Annotated in this window: 13 protein-coding genes; all 13 read right to left on the bottom strand. The window is 67.4% G+C overall.

The window, feature by feature from the left end:
* Position 1: 1 nt before the first annotated feature.
* Positions 2-1324: a neutral/alkaline non-lysosomal ceramidase N-terminal domain-containing protein gene (locus tag MT490_RS18735; RefSeq protein WP_297391082.1), complete on the bottom strand. Its 1323-nt coding sequence runs from the start codon at positions 1322-1324 to the stop codon at positions 2-4.
* An 89-nt stretch (positions 1325-1413) separates the two neighbouring features.
* Entirely contained in the window at positions 1414-2892 is a 1479-nt protein-coding gene (locus MT490_RS18730; RefSeq protein WP_297391081.1) for an MFS transporter, read from the bottom strand.
* On the bottom strand, positions 2889-3728 hold the full coding sequence (locus tag MT490_RS18725) for a class III extradiol dioxygenase family protein (RefSeq protein ID WP_297391079.1): 840 nt from the start codon (positions 3726-3728) through the stop codon (positions 2889-2891). The genes MT490_RS18730 and MT490_RS18725 overlap by 4 nt, the downstream gene beginning before the upstream one ends.
* Positions 3728-3991, bottom strand: coding sequence for a hypothetical protein (locus tag MT490_RS18720; RefSeq protein WP_297391077.1), 264 nt, complete (start codon positions 3989-3991; stop codon positions 3728-3730). The genes MT490_RS18725 and MT490_RS18720 overlap by 1 nt, the downstream gene beginning before the upstream one ends.
* A gap of 12 nt (positions 3992-4003) precedes the next feature.
* Positions 4004-6835, bottom strand: coding sequence for a TonB-dependent receptor (locus MT490_RS18715; RefSeq protein WP_297391075.1), 2832 nt, complete (start codon positions 6833-6835; stop codon positions 4004-4006).
* 221 nt (positions 6836-7056) lie between these two features.
* Positions 7057-8223 carry a lactonase family protein gene (locus MT490_RS18710; RefSeq protein WP_297391073.1) on the bottom strand — a complete coding sequence of 389 codons (1167 nt, stop codon included), beginning with the start codon at positions 8221-8223 and terminating at the stop codon, positions 7057-7059.
* 44 nt (positions 8224-8267) lie between these two features.
* Positions 8268-9194 (bottom strand): amidohydrolase family protein, encoded by a 927-nt coding sequence (locus MT490_RS18705; RefSeq protein WP_297391071.1) that lies wholly within the window; start codon positions 9192-9194, stop codon positions 8268-8270.
* On the bottom strand, positions 9194-10531 hold the full coding sequence (locus MT490_RS18700; RefSeq protein ID WP_297391069.1) for a hypothetical protein: 1338 nt from the start codon (positions 10529-10531) through the stop codon (positions 9194-9196). Before MT490_RS18700 ends, MT490_RS18705 begins: the two co-directional genes overlap by 1 nt.
* Before the next feature lie 2 nt (positions 10532-10533).
* On the bottom strand, positions 10534-11427 hold the full coding sequence (locus MT490_RS18695; RefSeq protein WP_297391067.1) for a phosphate ABC transporter substrate-binding protein: 894 nt from the start codon (positions 11425-11427) through the stop codon (positions 10534-10536).
* A gap of 15 nt (positions 11428-11442) precedes the next feature.
* Positions 11443-12990 (bottom strand): acetolactate synthase large subunit, encoded by a 1548-nt coding sequence (locus MT490_RS18690; protein ID WP_297391066.1) that lies wholly within the window; start codon positions 12988-12990, stop codon positions 11443-11445.
* A gap of 114 nt (positions 12991-13104) precedes the next feature.
* Positions 13105-13962, bottom strand: coding sequence for an aldolase/citrate lyase family protein (locus tag MT490_RS18685; RefSeq protein WP_297391063.1), 858 nt, complete (start codon positions 13960-13962; stop codon positions 13105-13107).
* Positions 13955-14959 carry a protocatechuate 3,4-dioxygenase gene (locus MT490_RS18680; RefSeq protein ID WP_297391061.1) on the bottom strand — a complete coding sequence of 335 codons (1005 nt, stop codon included), beginning with the start codon at positions 14957-14959 and terminating at the stop codon, positions 13955-13957. Before MT490_RS18680 ends, MT490_RS18685 begins: the two co-directional genes overlap by 8 nt.
* A gap of 12 nt (positions 14960-14971) precedes the next feature.
* Positions 14972-15944: MFS transporter (locus MT490_RS18675; RefSeq protein ID WP_297391059.1), on the bottom strand; the 973-nt coding region annotated here is incomplete at its 5' end.

Genomic DNA, 15944 nt, shown 5'->3' with positions numbered 1-15944 from the left:
CTCAAGCTCCCGTCGCGGACAGCAGCTCCAGCGTGCGCCTCAGAAAGCCCGCTTCCGCGCAACCCTTCTTCGCAGTGGTGGCGGTCGCCTCATAGGTGTTGTGGGCATAGGCGGCATCGTCGACCACGAAGCGCATCGGGCCGAAGGTGAGCGCGACGATCCAGGTATTCGACACCGGCGTCATCCGTTGCAGCTTGGCGCCGACCGCTGGGGCGACGTTGGCGTCGGCCTGGACGATGGCGAGATCGCCGATCCGCACGACGCCCATGTTCAGCGTCACCGGATCGGCATCGCGTTCCTTGAAATCGCACATGGGCAATTTGGAGTCGGGCGCATAGGCACAGCGATCGGGCAAGTTGAACGGCGTCGTCGCCTTGCCCGGGCAAATCAGCGGTCTGGCCGCGCCGCCGATCGAGACGCCGTCGGGGCTGGTCTCCATCTCCCCGGCGACCGCCAGCGCCTCTTCCGCCAGCACGCTGCCATAGGTCTGCATCAGTTCGACGGCATGGCCGCGGCGCCTCGGCTCGGGCGTATCCTCGGCACGATAGAGCGGCACGCCCGCGGCGCCGATCGTGAACAGCGCGACGGCACCATCGCTGCGTTCCTCGATGATGCGCGAAGCTGCGCCCGGAACGTCGCCGCTGACCTCGGACTTCATCGCCATCGCGATCACGGGTTCGATCGCGTAGTTGAGCAGATAGGCGATCGGCTTGCCGTCCATCGCCTCGAACTTCACCACGCCCAACCGCTCGTCGATCGGCTCCGTGCCGGTGCGATCGACACCCGAAATGTAGCGGCCGTGCGCCGGCGACCAGATGTTGCGATTGCCGACCAGATGGGTCCTGCCCCTGCCGGTACCTGCGCGCGCGGGCTGGAGCTGCGCGGTCGCCTGCCGCACCGCCTTCACTGCGGCCTCGGTCACCTGCTCCACGAACTTCGGCGAACCCGGGAGGATGATCCCCACCGTGTTGGGATCGACGCGCATCACATTGTGGGTGTGGGTGGTGCCCAGCACGATCTGCGTACGCGGCACCTTCGCCTCGGCGGCGATGCGGGCGACGATGTCCGCGGAGACGGGCGCGCTGATCGTCGGCACATCGGCGATGACCAGCACCGCGCGCTTACCGCCGCTTTCGATCACCACAGCGCGCAGATAGACGCGATCCGCAACCGACGTGAACGGCGCGAGCAGTTCGTCGAGCGGCGGGGTGATGTCGATGCGTGCGGCACCGACCCTGAGGCCGGACGCGGGCGGCGGCACAGCCGACGCGGTGAGCGCGAACGCGACCAGCGACAATATGGTTCGGCCGAAACGTCGCTTCATCGCCCTACCCCTCGATCGGTTCGCCTCGGGATAGGTCGCACGTTCCAACCGCCGGAATTGAAAGGGCGGCCCGGCCGATAACTTCCGGGTCAGCGGGTGCCGCCGGTCATGCTCGATCCCGCATCGTCCGGCAGGCGCACGAACCACAACAGCGACACCAGCGAGAGCGCGCCGACGATCGCGAAGGACGGCGCGACGGTGGCGGCGTCGAGCGCGTCCACGCCCCGCGCGGTCATCAGTACATAGAGGACGGCGGCGGCCAGCGCGGTACTCACCGACTGGACGAGTTGCTGGACCATCGCCGAGCTGGTGGTCGCCCGCCCCATCTGGGCATCGGTCATGTCGGCAAAGGCGAGCCCGGAGGTGCTGGTGAACTGCAGCGCGCGGAAGAAGCCGCCGACCGCCAGCGCCAGCATGATCAGGCCGTGCGGCGTGGCCGGGGTGAACAGCGCATAGGCCATGAAGATCGCCGCGGTCACCGCGCCGTTGACCAGCAGCACCCGGCGGAACCCGAGGCGGCGCAGGATCGGCGGGGCGACGGCCTTCATCATCAGCGATCCGACCGCGGTCATGAAGGTCATGAGTCCGGCCTGGAACGCCGACATGCCGAACGCGACCTGCAGCAGCATCGCGAGCAGGAACGGCGTCGCTCCCGGAATCAGTCGAAAGAAGGCCCCACCCACCACCGCCGCGCGAAAGCTCCGGACACGGAACAATGTGAGATCGACCACCGCGTCGCTCCGCCCGCACGCATGCCGCCAGTAGAGCGCGAGGCACATCGTGGCCGCTACGAGGCAGGCGGTGAGAAGCCCCGCCGGAACGTCGTCGCGCATCAGATTGTCGAGCGCGTAGATCAGCGCGCCCATGCCGCCGCCGGTCAGCAGGATGCCGCGCCAGTCGATCGGCGTCACCGCCCGCGCCGGCACGTCGGGCACGAAGGCGCGCACCAGCAGGATCGCGGCGAGCGCCACCGGCAGGTTGAGGTAGAAGATCCAATGCCAGCTGAGGAAGCTCACCACCGCCCCGCCGAGCAACGGTCCGGCGAGGGGACCGAATTGCGAGGGCATAGTCAGCGCCGAGAGCGCACCGACCAGTTCGTGCCGCGGGGTGCTGCGCAACAGGATGAGCCGTCCGACCGGGGCGATCATCGCCCCCGCGCATCCCTGCACCAGCCGCGCCGCGATGAGCTGCGGCAGCGTCTGCGCCAGGCCGCACGCGGCGGAGGCGACGGCGAACAGCAGGATCGCCGTCATCAGGATCTGCTTGGCGCCGAACCGGTCGGCGAGCCAGCCCGACACCGGCAGGAACACGACCAAAGCGAGCAGATAGGCGGTGATGACGATGTTGAGCCGCAACGGCTCGACCGCCAGATCCCGGGCCATCGCCGGAAGCGCGGTGGTGACCGAACTCGAGTTGAGGCTCGACATGAGCAAAGCGGTGCCGACGATCGACGGGACGATCCAGCCACGAACCAGCCGGCCGCGCCGGTCGTCCAGATCGCTGGCCGCCTGCGCCGCCTCTTCGTCGACCATGTCTCCGGCGATCACCTTGGCCGGATCGTCGGTCATCCGTACGCGGCAGGCTCGATCAGCATCATCGCCCCGCCGGTATGCGAGATGGGGGCGTGGTATACGCTCGAGATCACGTCGACCGCGCCCGCCACCGCTCCGCGCATCGCGATCCAGGTCATCAGCTCGAGCCCCTGCGCGCCGGCCAGGTCGACGATCTCGTCATTGGTGTAGCGCGTGAGATCCTCGGGCGCGGCGACGATTTTCTCCATCGTCATCCGGTCGAACGGTTCGTTGATCTTCCCGAACTCGCCGAGTTCGTGCGAGAGGCCGCCGCTGCCGACTACGAGCACCTTGCGGTCGCCGTCATAGGAAGCGATCGCCCGCCCGATCGCCTGGCCCAGCTTGTAGCACCGGGCAGGCGTCGGCAATGGCGGCTGGACGGCGTTGATCACGATCGGGATCGTCGCGACAGGCACATCGTGACCGGGGAAGAGCAGGTCGAGCGCAGTGATGCCGGCATGGTCGAACAGCATCTCGCGGCACGTGCTGACATCGAACTCGTCGGTGATCAGCGACTGGATCATGTGCCACGAAAGTTCGGGCGCGCCGCGGAAAATGCGCGGTTCGGGCTCGCCCCAGCCCTCGTCGGCGTTGCGATATTCGTGCGCCGCGCCGATCGCGAAGGTGGGCATGTTGTCGAGCGCGAAGTTGAGGCCGTGATCGTTGTAGAAGACGATCGCGACATCGGGCTTCACCCGCTCCAGCCAGTCATGGACCGGGCCATAGGCATCGAAGAAGGGCCTGAACGACACTTCCTGCTGACGATTGGCGGCGATCGTCCGCCCGATCATCGGCACGTGCGACGTGCCGAGGCCCCCGACGATCCGCGCCATCAGTTCGCCCCCGCCTTCTTCACCCGGTCGAGCTTCGCCAGGAAATACATGTTGCCGCCGAGCGCGAAGAGCCGCGGCTTGTCGCGCGCGACCACGGCCTCCACCTCCTCCTGGCTCAGTCCGAAGCGAGCGCAATAGCCCGCCTCGTCCGCCGCGAAGGCCGCGCGGTTCTCCGCGCGGTTCAGCGTGTGGCACATCTTGTTGAGCGCATAGCCCTTGAGCGCCGCGCCCAGATTGAACTTTCCCGGTTCGACCCTGTCCATCATCCCACTCGACTACATCTTCAGCTTCAGACCGGCGGTCCAGTAACGCCCGCGCACGTCGTCGCCGGCCGCATAGCCATCGCGCAGGCCCGCGCGCGTGCCGTTGCCGGTGAACGCGCCGACCGGCGGATCGGCGTCGAAGACGTTCTGGACGTTCAGGTAGAACTGCATCTCGCCGAACTTCGTCGGCGCGTCCCACGCCAGGTTGATGCCCGTCGTCCCGAACGCATCCATATGGTTGCTGCCCTTGGCGAAGATCCCCTCGTTCTGCAGCTTCAGCGCGTTGCGCCAGCGCTGCAGGATGTCGATCGAGAAATGCTCGACCGGCTCGAAATGGACGAAGCCGGTCAGGCGCACCGTCGGCGTCGCCGCGAAGCCGACGGGGCCGAACGCGGCCCCCGCTTGGTCGCGGCTCGCGACGTTGGGCTGGCGGAACCAGAGATGCGGCTGATAGGCGCCGAGCAGGCGCACCGCGAGCGGGCGTCCAAACAGGTGGCCGCCATAGTTGATCTCGAGGTCCGCACCCCAGGTCTTGATCTCGGAGATGTTGAACAGGCCGTTGTACACCGCCGTCCAGGCATTCGCCGCCGAGGTGTCGCTGAAACTGCCCGGCCGACGCTGGAGGTCGCAATAAGGCGAGGTGCCGCCGCTGGTGTAGCAGGCGGTCTGGAACGAAGGCTCGCCGCCGTTCACCGCCAGGATCGCGTCGGTCACCTGGATCTGATAGCCGTCGAGCGCGATGCTCAGACCCTGGGCCGGCTTCCACACCACGCCGCCGGTCAGCGTCTTGCCGATCTCCGCCTTGAGGTCCGGGTTGCCGCCGTTGATCGACGGGATGGTCGGGCTCTGGCCGGTGAGCAGGTCGGTGCCGACCACGTTGACCACGAAGCGCTCCGCGAACAGTTCGTACAATGTCGGCGCGCGGATGTCGCGCGACCAGCTGCCGCGGAAGCGCAACGTGTCGGTCACGTGCCAGTCGGCGCCGATCTTCCACGTCCAATAGTCGCCGCTGGTGTTGTAGCGGGTGAAGCGGGCCGCGCCGTTGACGTTGAGCGATCTGGCGATCGCTGAATCCTTGAGCAGCGGAATATCGATCTCGCCCGCGACTTCCCACACCGTCTGGCTGACCGGCGGATTGGCGGGGAGCGTAAGGAAATATTCGGTCTGGGTCGCGGCGCAATTGTACCGAATGCCGGTGCAGTTCACGAGGTCCTCGGACGTCGCATCCGAACTCGCTTCGAACGCGACCTTCCGCCACTCCGCCGAAAGCGCCAGGCTGAGCGGCCCAGCCCAGGTGTCGAGCGGCGATCCCGAGACGCTGCCCGAGATGTCGTCCATCACCGTCACGGCGCGATAATGGGTCGTGCCGTAGACATAGTTGAGCGCGGCGGCGCTTTCCGAGGCAGGACCGAACGGATTGAGCGGCACGCAATCGCCATAGGCGGCCGGATTGGCGATCGACGCCTGGCAGACGATCTGACCCGTGGCCGGGTTGACCACCGCGTCGAGCGCGGCGGCCAGCCGCTGCTGGTTCATGTTGTTCGCGACCTCAGTCGCCAGCGTCGCGCGGCCGTGGATATAGTCGAGCTGCCAGTCGAGCCCCCCGCCCAGCTTGCCGGCCAGGCCGGCATTGATCATCCACTGATCGGAATCGGAAGTCGCGTGCTGCCGGCGGTCTTCGCCTTCGCTCATCGTCTTGCGCAGGCGGAAGGTCGCACCTCCCGCCAGCAGCGCGGTCCGTTGCGCCGCGGTCAGGAAGGGATTGGTGCTGGTGAGCTGGACGTTGTTGAGACGGAAATACTCAGCATAGCTCTCGTTCTGCTTGAACGTGCCCGAGAACTGCACATAGGCGCGCACCGAATCCGAGAAGTCGTAATCGCCCCGGGCGAAAAGCTGGTGCGATTCGAGCGGCTGGAGCAGCGACGAATCCCAATCGCCGCCGCCGCCGCCGACCTGCAGCGCCGCCGTCCCGGTGGCCTGGCCGTTGACGAAAGCGCCGAGAGTGCCGTTGCTTTGGAAGACCTGATTGGCGAGCGGGCCCGTGGTGATCACCCCGCCCGCGGGATAGTCGCGCTGGCGAAGGTTCGAATAGAGCGTGAAGGGATTGGCGGCGGTGCCTGCGCCGGCGACGCCGACCAGGTCCATCCACGGCCGGTCGGAACGGCGCAGGATGCCGGTGCCGTCATGATATTGGTAGCTGGCCTCGAAATGCCCGTTCTCGCCGAGCTTGGTGCCCCAGGCCACGCCGGCATCGAATTGGCGCGCATCGCCATATTCGGAGACGCCCATGCTCGCCTCGGCCTTCAGGCCGTTGAAGTTGCGATCGAGGACATAGTTGACGACGCCCGAGACCGCGTCCGAGCCATAGACCGCCGAGACGCCGCCGGTGACGACGTCGACGCGCTGGACCAGCATCTGCGGGATCAGGTCGACGTCGACCGCGCCGTTGAACAAGGTCGGCGGAATGCGCAGCCCGTCCATCAGCACGAGCGTGCGGGTGATGCCGAGGTTGCGCAGGTTGAGCTGGTTCGCCGAGCCGTTGCCGCCCGAGGCGCTGCCGCCGGTCGACGGGTTGCTGCCTGCGCCACGCGAGCCCGAGAAGACCGGTAGCGCGTTGAGCGCGTCGGCGAGGTTGGCGCCCGGCTGCGTGGTGAGCAGGTCCTCGGTCTGCACGACCGTCACCGGAGAGGGGCTGTTGTCGCCGTTGCGAATGACGCGCGAGCCGGTGACCACGATGGTCCGCTCCTCCTCGGGCACCGCATCGGCCTGCGCCGGATCCGCTACTTCTTGCGCATGCGCGAGATTGCCGAGCGAAAGCATCGAAGCACCCGCAAGAAAAATCATCACTTGTTTTGATTTTTTCATGACCCTCCCCCGAATCGACCATTTATCAATGGGAATTCAACTGCACGGAACTTGATTTTTTCTTAGATTATCGCGCAGCCGCCAGCGGCATCGCTGCCTCGGGCGTGAATTCTATATGCAAGGAAGGGGTGCGCTCATTCGCATTGGTTTGATGCGCCGCGCGATAGCTTTGTCGTCCGCAAGGCGCTTTCGCCCCGGATTCAGCGCGTCCCGGCGAAGGTGACGCTGACCGGCTTCGGGATGGGCAGCGTCTTGCCGGTGTCACTGAGCGTCCCCGTGCTCGGATCGATGCGGAACAGGTTGAGCCTGTCGCTCTTCTCGTTGGCGACGATCATCCATCGCCCGCCGGGGTGGATCGCGAAGCTCCACGGAGTCGCCCCGCCGGACGGGATCCGCTGGATCTGGCGCAGCGTCCCGGTGCGCGGATCGATCGCGTGCACCACGATCGCCGAATCCCCGCGGTTGGAGGCATAGACGAAGCGCCCGTCCCGGCTCACTGCGACCTCCGCGACGCTGCGATTGCCGGCGAACCCCGGCGCGTCGGTCGACAGCGCCTGCACCTGGCTCAGCGTGCCGGAGGCTGCGTCCCAGCGCAGCGTGAAGATCTCCGCGGTGAGTTCGCCCAGCAGATAGACGAAGCGGCCATTGGGGTGGAAGGCGAAGTGGCGCGGCCCCGTCCCCGGCGGAAGAGCGAGATGCCGCGCCGGGCCCGATCCGTCCGCGAGCGCATGCGTGCGCCGGGCGAGCGGATAGACGAAAATCCTGTCCGCGCCCAGGTCGGCCACCAACGCGAAGCGGCCCGACGGATCGACGGCGACTCCATGCGCGTGCGGGCTCGCCTGCCGCCGATGCGGCCCCGTCCCCGTCGCCTGCACCAGCGACACGCGCTCGCCGAGCGAGCCGTCGGCATGGACCGCGATGCTGGCAACCGAACCGCTCGCATAATTGGCGGCGAGCAGGGTACGCGACGCCGTGTCGAACCAGAGATGGGTGGTGCCGCCACCGCCGGCCTTCGCTTCGCCCGTCCGTGCCAGCGCGCCCGTCTCGGGATCGATACGGAACGCGACTACGCTGCCTTCGGACTTGCCGTCGCCCCCCAATTGGCTTGCGACGTAGAGGACGGGCAGATCCGGGTGTCGCACCGCCCAGGTCGGGTTCGGGACGTCGGCGACCGGGCCGATCGTCGTCATCTCGCCCGAGCGCGGATCCAACCGCGTCGCGTGGACCTGGGTGCCGTGCGTGCCGATGAAGAACAGGTCGCCGACGTTCCGCGACTGCTCGACACCGGCCCGAGGCGCGCATGCCGCCAGCGTCGTCGCCGCGAGCAACGTGGCGTGGCACAGCAGAGTCCTGCGATCGACCGCCATGATGATCCTCCTCCGCTTCGCCGCGCCGTTCGGGCACGATCGCTTCAATCCCTACGGCAGCCCTTGAGCAGCCGCTCGATATTGCCGTGGCTTACCGCATGCTCCACGCCGCGTGGCAACTGCCCCAATGCGTGCCGCGACGCCGCCATCAGCTCGTCGATATGGTGTGCGCGTCCCGATCCGGTCGAGGTTATATCGAGCCCGAACAGGAACCGATCGGGGAAGTGCTCGATCAGCGCCCGCCATTCGGGCAGCAGCGCGCCATCGGCCCCGAGGATCGAGATCCTGTTGGGCAGCGCGGGACCGCTGGTGCCCGGTGCGGGCCAGCCTTCCGCTGGACCCAGCCGCACCGAGAGATCGGCATAGAGGTTCGGATGCGCCGCAAGCAGCCTGCCGATCAACCCCGCCTCCGCCGACCAGCCGGAATGTGCGAGGATCAGCTTCATGCCCGGATACGCCGCGACCGCCCGCTCGACCGCCGCGACGACTTCAGGGTTCTCGAGGCTGACATGGACATTCACCGGGACGCGGAGCCGATCGGCCTCGGCATAGATGCGCGTGCGGAACGCGTTGGCGATCGCGGCCGCATCGCTCGGCTCGGGATTGGGTTCGAGCCGCGTCGGGATCTCCCCGAACCCGCAGATCGCACCGGCGGCGTGCAGCGCGGCGAAGCGCGCGGCGCTGTCGTCGTCGAGGCGTATCCCCTTCATGTCGCGGGTGCGCGCGATGCTGACGAAGGGCGTGACGAAGCCGGGATCGACAGCGACGATCCGCGCGAGCGCCTCGGGATCGGGCGACATGATCACGACGCCTGCCAGCCCCGCGCGGCGCATCATCGCGATCTCGTCCTCGGCGTGCATCTCGGCGAGGATATGCGAATGCGCGTCGACATAGCGGACGGCAGGCGACGCCCCGGAATGCGCGCATCCCGCGAGTGCGAGTGCGGTGAGGACCGGCGCAGCGGCGCGCATCAGAAGCGGCCCGGCTTCAACAGCCAGGCGTCGACATGGTCGAAGGTGCGCTTGACCGTGTCGCCATAGCCGGGACGACACGGCGTGAAGACGTGCGTCGCGCCCTCGACCGCCGCGAACGACTTGTCGCGCGACGCCAGGCTGTCGAAGATGATCTCGCCGGACACCAGCAGATAATGGCAGCTCATTGTCATCACGAGCGCGGGCACGGTGATCCCCTGCGCGTTCGCGGGCGCCGACGAGAAGGCCGAGCGCCAGTCGACGCCGGTGATCGAGTCCGCGTCGATTGCATAGTCAGGCCCGGTGCGGATCGCGGCCTGCGCGAGGAAGGTACGGACGGTGGTGTTGCTGCCCATCAGCCGCAGCGTGGAGAGCGCCGCCCGCACATCCTGCCCGCCCGGCGCGCGCAACGATTGGACCACGCCCTCGCTCGTGCTCCCGTCGGCGCGGAGCAGCAGATGCGGGCGATGGGTGCGCGCGAGCAGGCGCGTGTCGGGCTGGTAGAGCCGGGCGCCGAAAGCATGGACGCCGATACCGCGCACCATCATGGGTTCGTCGTCGCTGAATTGCCCCTGCCCCGCTTCCACCGCGCGAAGCCGGTCGAGCGCGGAGCGCGTCAGCACAGCGCCGCGCGCCGCCTGCGCCGCCAGATAGCGCCGGCGAAAATCGGGCGCGTAAGCGGCCTTGCCGGTCGCGGCGTCATAGCCGTTGGCGGGATCGAACATGTCGACCGACGGATCGCGCCCATCGGCGGTCACCGCCGGATCGATCGAAGTCATCTGGTGGAATGCGCCCAGGGTAGGATCGAGCAGGACGATGCCGTCCGCCCTGGCCAGGTCCTTCAGCCCCTCGGTACGGCACGGCAGGATCTTCTCGGGTCCGCTGCACGCCCCCGGACCCTGCTCGGCGACATTCTGGTAGAAGGCCATCAGCGGCCCGCCGCCGCTATGCCCGACCAGCACCACCCGCTCGACGCCGGGCAAGGTGCGCAGCCACGTCACACCGCGGGCGATCAGCGGCGCGATCGCGTCGAGGCGCTCGTCGCCGCCGGAGCGGTTGAGCGTCAGGACGCGATAGCCGCGCCGGGCCATCTCGCGCGCGACGGGATCGTTGAGATTGTTGTTGCTGGGATGCGCGAACACCAAGGCGATGCGCGGCTTCGCGGCGCCGCCGGCGGCCTCGTACAGCAATCCGTCGCCCTCGCGCGCGCCGAAGGCGAGATAGGTGGCGGAGAGGTCCGCGGGCACGCGCTGGATCGGCGCGGCCTGCTGCGCCGGGAGCGCCGTCCCCGCTCCGGCCACCAGCAACGTGAGCGCAAGCGCGAGGCGCCGCCGCACGCTCATGCGCCGAGGCTGGCGGTGGTGTCGTCGAACAGATCGTCGACCACCATCTTGTGCGGGATGATCTTCTGCTCGAACGCCCAGTCGATCGCCATCTGGATGCCCTTGCGGTTCGCCTCGAGCCCGACCGGGGGGAAGGGATCGGGCAGGCCGCCCTCGGTGAGCTCGCGGCTCTCGATCAGCATGCGGTAGATCTCGCGCACCAGCTCGGGCCGGTCGCGTGAGAGGTCCTGGTGCACCACGAACATGTGGTTGATCGGAACGACGCCCTCGCGCGCGAACCATTTGCGCGCGGCGTTCATCGGATCGGGCACCAGCCGCTCGACGCGCGGGTCCTTGGGCAGGTCGACGCCCTGGAGCGTCGCGGCCAGTTCGCCGTCGAGCATCATCCGGGCGATGTCCGAGCCCTTGGGCAGCCGCACGCAATTGGGCGGGTCGCTATATTCGAGCAGATGCCCCTCGCCCACGGTCATCCAGGTTACCTTGTCGAGATCGACGCCATATTCGTGCTGGAGCACACCGCGCACCCACAGGCCGGTGGTCTGCGCATAGGTGCGCACGCCGACCTGCTTGCCCTCGATGTCCTTGGGGTCGAGATGGCCCAGCTCGCGGTTGAACCCGGCGCAATGATGCTGGAACCGGCCGGACACCGGCACCGGCAGCAGAACGAACGGCTTGCCGTACGCCCTGGCCTGGAGGCAGGTCACGATCGCGAGCTCGCCGCAATCATAGGCGTTCTCGCGCAGCATCGCCTTGAAGCCGTTATGTGCCTGTTCGGGGCCGCAAATGTCGAGCTTCACCAGGCCGGACGTCACGCGCCCGTCGCGGATCGCCCTGGTGACCGGATATTCGGCCAGGTTGGTCTTGAGCGTCGTCACGGCAGCGGTCGCCATCTGCCCCTCCCCTTTTCAGTAAAGCTTCACTTCGATGAGCACCGGCCCCTCGGCATCGACCGAGCGGACCATCGCGGCGTGGAAATCCTCGGCAGTGGCGACGCTGACGCCGGGCACGCCCATGCTCTTCGCCATCGCGACCCAGTCGATCGTCGGCCGGTCGATGTCGATCATCGCCAGCGCCTGCGGCCCCGGGGTGCCGGCGCCCATATTGGCGTATTCGGCCTTGAGGATGGCGTAGCTGTTGTTGGCGAAGATGATCGTGGTGACGGGCAGCCCTTCGCGCGCCTGCGTCCACAGCGACTGGATCGTGTACATCGCGCTGCCGTCGCCGACCATGCAGAAGGTCCGCCGGTCCGGACAGGCGAGCGCCGCGCCGGTCGCGACCGGGGTGCCGTAGCCGATCGAGCCGCCCATGTTGTTGATCAGGTCGTGCGGACGAGCGCCCATGGTGTAGCCCATCGTCTCGCGCCCGGTGGTGAGCGATTCATCGACGAGGATCGCATGCTCGGGCAGCGCCGCGGCGAGCGCATAGGCGATGCTCTGCGGATTGAGCGCGCCGCTGGGCGGCGGAGTGTCGATGCGTGCCTGCAGCTTCGGCGCGACGCCCTTCAGGCCGAGCGCGTCGATCAGCATCTCGAACGCCGCCTCGCTGTCCTCGTCCGCCTCGACCAGCGGATGGACGATCGTGCCCGGCGCCTTGAGCAGGCTGGGCTTGTCCGGATAGCTGAAGAACGCCACCGGCTCCCTGGTCTCGACCGTGATCAGATGCTTGAAGCCCTGGAGGAACGCCGTCCCCTGGGCGACCGCATAGGGGATGCGCTCGAGCGGCACGCGTCCCGCGCCGCGCTCGATCCGGGCTGTGAAGAATTGCGAGCCGAGCCGGCAGCCCGTGCCGGCGGCCACCTGCCCCGCAAGCGCCAGTGCATGGCCGCGGGTAGCCTTGTTGGCGAGGATGATCAGCGCCGGCTCGCCCGAGCGGAGCACCTGCGCGATCTGGTCGATCCGCACCTGATCGGGCGCCTTGCGCGTGGCCGGCCTGGCGGCGGGAAGCACCCGCTCCCCGGCATCCTGCCAGGCGGTGTCGCCAGGGAGGATCAGGGTGGCGATCTGCCCGGGATGCTCGCTGGCCTTGGCGACCGCGGTCGCAGCGTCCCAGGCGATCGACTGCGCCGATTCCGCGCGGCGCACCCAGTGGCTGAGCGGCCGCCCCAGCCCCTCGATGTCCGAGGTCAGCGGCGGATCATATTTGAGGTGGCTCGCCGAATGCTCGCCGACGATGTTGACCATGCCGACGCTGGCGCGCTTGGCGTTGTGGATGTTGGCGAGCCCGTTGGCGAGCCCCGGGCCCAGATGCAGCAAGGTCGAGGCCGGCTTGTCCTTCATCCGGTACCAGCCGTCGGCGGCGCCGGTGCACACGCCCTCGAACAGGCACAAGACGCTCTTCATCCGCGGATTTTCGAGCGCGGCGAGGAAGTGCATCTCGGACGTACCGGGATTAGCGAAACAGATCTCGACGCCCTGATCGGCCAGCGTGTTCACTAGGGCTTGGGCGCCGTTCATTGTCACTCCTGTCATATGTCGGGAGTGGCACTTCCGAGCCCGGGCGCTGCAATTGGAATGACTTGGGGGGCGATAACAAATCCGGCCGGCGTCGAGGCTTACGATGCCGGGGAATCAATACCCCGCCAGTTCCCGCCCCTTGCCGACCACGCCATAGCTGCGCGTCGGAGCGGACATCAGGAACCTGTACCCCTCGCCGAGCAGCTGCTCGAGATTCTTGGCGTTGGTGTGCGGGTTGCCGACCGGCACCTTGTGCTTGTGGCAGGTCGCGACGATCCGGCGCATCGCATCGACCACCACGGGATGCTCGTACTGGCGGGCATATCCCAGCTCCTGGCTCAGATCACCCTCGCCGATCAGGATGAAGCCGATCCCCGGCACGTTGGCGAGGATATCGTCGAGATTCTCGATCGCCTGCGTGCTCTCGCACATCAGCCCGACCAGGATCTCGCCCTGCGGCGCGAGCGGCCACACATCGGCCCTGGCATAGTAGTCGGCCTGGCTGAGCCCCCAATAGCGCGCCGCCGTCGCCGGACCATCGCCGCGCACGCCCTTGGGCTCATACAAAGGCGCATCCTTGGGTCGCGCGTAGCGGCACGACGCGACGGCATTGTACGCCTGTTCGACGGTCGCGACATGCGGCCAGATCACGCCATAGACGCCGCGATCGAGCACCTGCTTGGCGAAGGCCTGGTTCATCTCCACGCCGTTCGCCGGGATGCGCGCGAGCGGCGTCACCGCCGGGGCGACCGACCCGCTCTCGGCGATCTTCCTGCGGTTGAGCATGTACTGGAGCGCGTCCCCAAGCGCGGACACGTCGTACGGATTATGCTCCATCTCATAGACCACGCCGTCATAGGGCGCGTCGGTGAGTTCCTGCGCCATCAGCTTGTCGACCTTGGAGAAACAGGTGAAGGCGGGCTTGCCCGCCTCCCAGGCGCGGATGATGCCGTTGAGGCGCTGCTCAGCCATTCGTTTTCGCATCCCAATACATGAAACCCATCCCCTCGCCGGTGCCGGCGGGAGTCCGCCAGCACGGCACGTAATCGACCAAGGTCATCTCGGCGCCGGTATGCTGCAGCGCCATCATCACGATGCTGTAGATCTTCACCTCGGAGGTGCCGGACTGGTAATAGCCGTCCGGGATCGCGGCGAGGCCCTCATAGTCATAGGCCGCCAGCTTCCCCATGACGTCGCGGTCGAACTCCTCGTCGTTGACGAAGTGCGAGAGACCACCCGAGGCGATGACGGCGACGCGGACATCCTCCGGCCATGCCTCGATAGCCTCGCGCAGCACCCGCCCGAACGCGATGCAGCGCTGCATCGAAGGTTGGGTCGGCGGATAGAAGAGGTTGAACAGCACAGGCACGTGCGGCGGCGGCGCGTCGCCCATGATCTGGTGATAGACGAAGCTGTAGGCATGCGGCACGACCGGATAGTCAGGCCTCATCCCTTGCCGTTCCGCCATCCACACATTCTCCGGCCAGGCTTGGAGGTCGTTGAGGTCGAACCCCTCCTTCTGGAAGGCCTTGATCAGATAGGTCGCCAGCTCGGGATAAGCCTTGTGCACGACATGGCGGTCGGGCGCGTAGACAGGGCGCTGGGGCGGGCCGTTGTGCACATCCTCGCCGGTGTAGATGGTGATCGAAGGCGACTGGTCGGGCCAGATCTCCTTCTGGTCCTTGCCCAGCACGATCGCGACATCGACCTTGGCCTGGGCATAGGCGGCGGCCATCTCGTCGAGCGCGGCCCGGCAGCGCGTCGCGCGCGCGGTGCGCTCCTCGAGCGTCAGGAACGGCTCGAACGCCGCCCCCCGCTCCTTCTCGAGCTCGGGATAGGTCCAGGTCCGGTTGCGGTACCAGAGCTCCGGATTGTTGCGGTCGCGCGCGCCGTTGTTGAGCCAGTCCTCGGGCGCCTGCCCGAGCATGCCGCTGTGCGGCACCGCCATTCCGAAAACGATCTTTGCCATGAATTTCCGTCCTCAATCGGCGATCTGGGTGACTTTGGGCGACCATTTGGGACGCAGCAGGACGATGCAGGCGGCAGCCCCCAGCATCAGGAACGCCACGATCACCATCATCGGCGCGTCGTAGCTGCCGGTCACGTGCAGCAGCCAGCCGGACAGGCCGGCCGCGACACCGCCCGAGAGCGTGCCGGCAACCTGCTGGACCCCCACCGAGAGGCCGATCGCGGGAGGCGGGATCAGCGTGATCTTGCACAATGCGAGGTTGTTCGCAGTGGCGAGCCCCAGGCAGGAGAGCGAGAAGACGTTCCAGAACAACGCCCATTGCAGGCTGTGCGCATAGGCTCCCAGCAGCACCGTACTGGCGCCGAAGAACCCGGCGACGATGAACACCTTGCGTGTGACGATGGGATCGTAACCGCGCGCGATAATCCGATCGGCGGCCCAGCCGGCGACGACCGCAACGATGGCGATCCCGGCGAAGCTGAAGAAGGTGTAGAGGCCCGACCGTTCGAGCGAGAGCCCCTGTGCCTCGACCAGATAAGCGGGCATCCAGGTCATGCAGTAGAAGGAAAAATAGCCGTAGCAGAAGTTCACGATCATCGCGCCCCAGATCACCGGGGACGAGATGATGCTGCGAAAGGTGACGGCACCGGTCTTGCGCCGCGCCGCCGCGATCTCGCCCTTGCGCATGAAGTCGCCCTTCACGCCGAACATCCAGGGGATGAGCCAGACCAGCCCGGCAAAGCCCGAGATGACGAACATCAGCCGCCAGTCGAACGCCACGATCAGCCAGGCGGCGATGGGCGCGCCGATCGCGACGCCGATCTTGTTCCCCATCGCAAAGATGCCGACCGCCGTTCCGGCATGCGTCTCCGGCATGTTCAGGCGAATCCAGCGATAGCTGGCCGGCGTCACGATCGCCTCGGTCAGCCCGACGATCAACCGCATGACGAACAGCCCGGCCACCACCGACATCAGGCCCGTCGCC

The sequence above is a fragment of the Sphingomonas sp. genome (assembly GCF_026460985.1).
Classification (GTDB): Bacteria; Pseudomonadota; Alphaproteobacteria; order Sphingomonadales; family Sphingomonadaceae; genus Sphingomonas.
The sequence above is the reverse complement of the archived record's forward strand: the minus strand, read 5'-3'. Positions and strand labels throughout refer to the sequence as shown.

Bases quoted from the DNA above. Each gene is read 5' to 3' on its own strand.
- MT490_RS18735 (WP_297391082.1), bottom strand. From the start codon at position 1,324: ATGAAGCGACGTTTCGGCCGAACCATATTGTCGCTGGTCGCGTTCGCG.
- MT490_RS18730 (WP_297391081.1), bottom strand. From the start codon at position 2,892: ATGACCGACGATCCGGCCAAGGTGATCGCCGGAGACATGGTCGACGAA.
- MT490_RS18725 (WP_297391079.1), bottom strand. From the start codon at position 3,728: ATGGCGCGGATCGTCGGGGGCCTCGGCACGTCGCACGTGCCGATGATC.
- MT490_RS18720 (WP_297391077.1), bottom strand. From the start codon at position 3,991: ATGGACAGGGTCGAACCGGGAAAGTTCAATCTGGGCGCGGCGCTCAAG.
- MT490_RS18715 (WP_297391075.1), bottom strand. From the start codon at position 6,835: ATGATTTTTCTTGCGGGTGCTTCGATGCTTTCGCTCGGCAATCTCGCG.
- MT490_RS18710 (WP_297391073.1), bottom strand. From the start codon at position 8,223: ATGGCGGTCGATCGCAGGACTCTGCTGTGCCACGCCACGTTGCTCGCG.
- MT490_RS18705 (WP_297391071.1), bottom strand. From the start codon at position 9,194: ATGCGCGCCGCTGCGCCGGTCCTCACCGCACTCGCACTCGCGGGATGC.
- MT490_RS18695 (WP_297391067.1), bottom strand. From the start codon at position 11,427: ATGGCGACCGCTGCCGTGACGACGCTCAAGACCAACCTGGCCGAATAT.
- MT490_RS18690 (WP_297391066.1), bottom strand. From the start codon at position 12,990: ATGAACGGCGCCCAAGCCCTAGTGAACACGCTGGCCGATCAGGGCGTC.
- MT490_RS18685 (WP_297391063.1), bottom strand. From the start codon at position 13,962: ATGGCTGAGCAGCGCCTCAACGGCATCATCCGCGCCTGGGAGGCGGGC.
- MT490_RS18680 (WP_297391061.1), bottom strand. From the start codon at position 14,959: ATGGCAAAGATCGTTTTCGGAATGGCGGTGCCGCACAGCGGCATGCTC.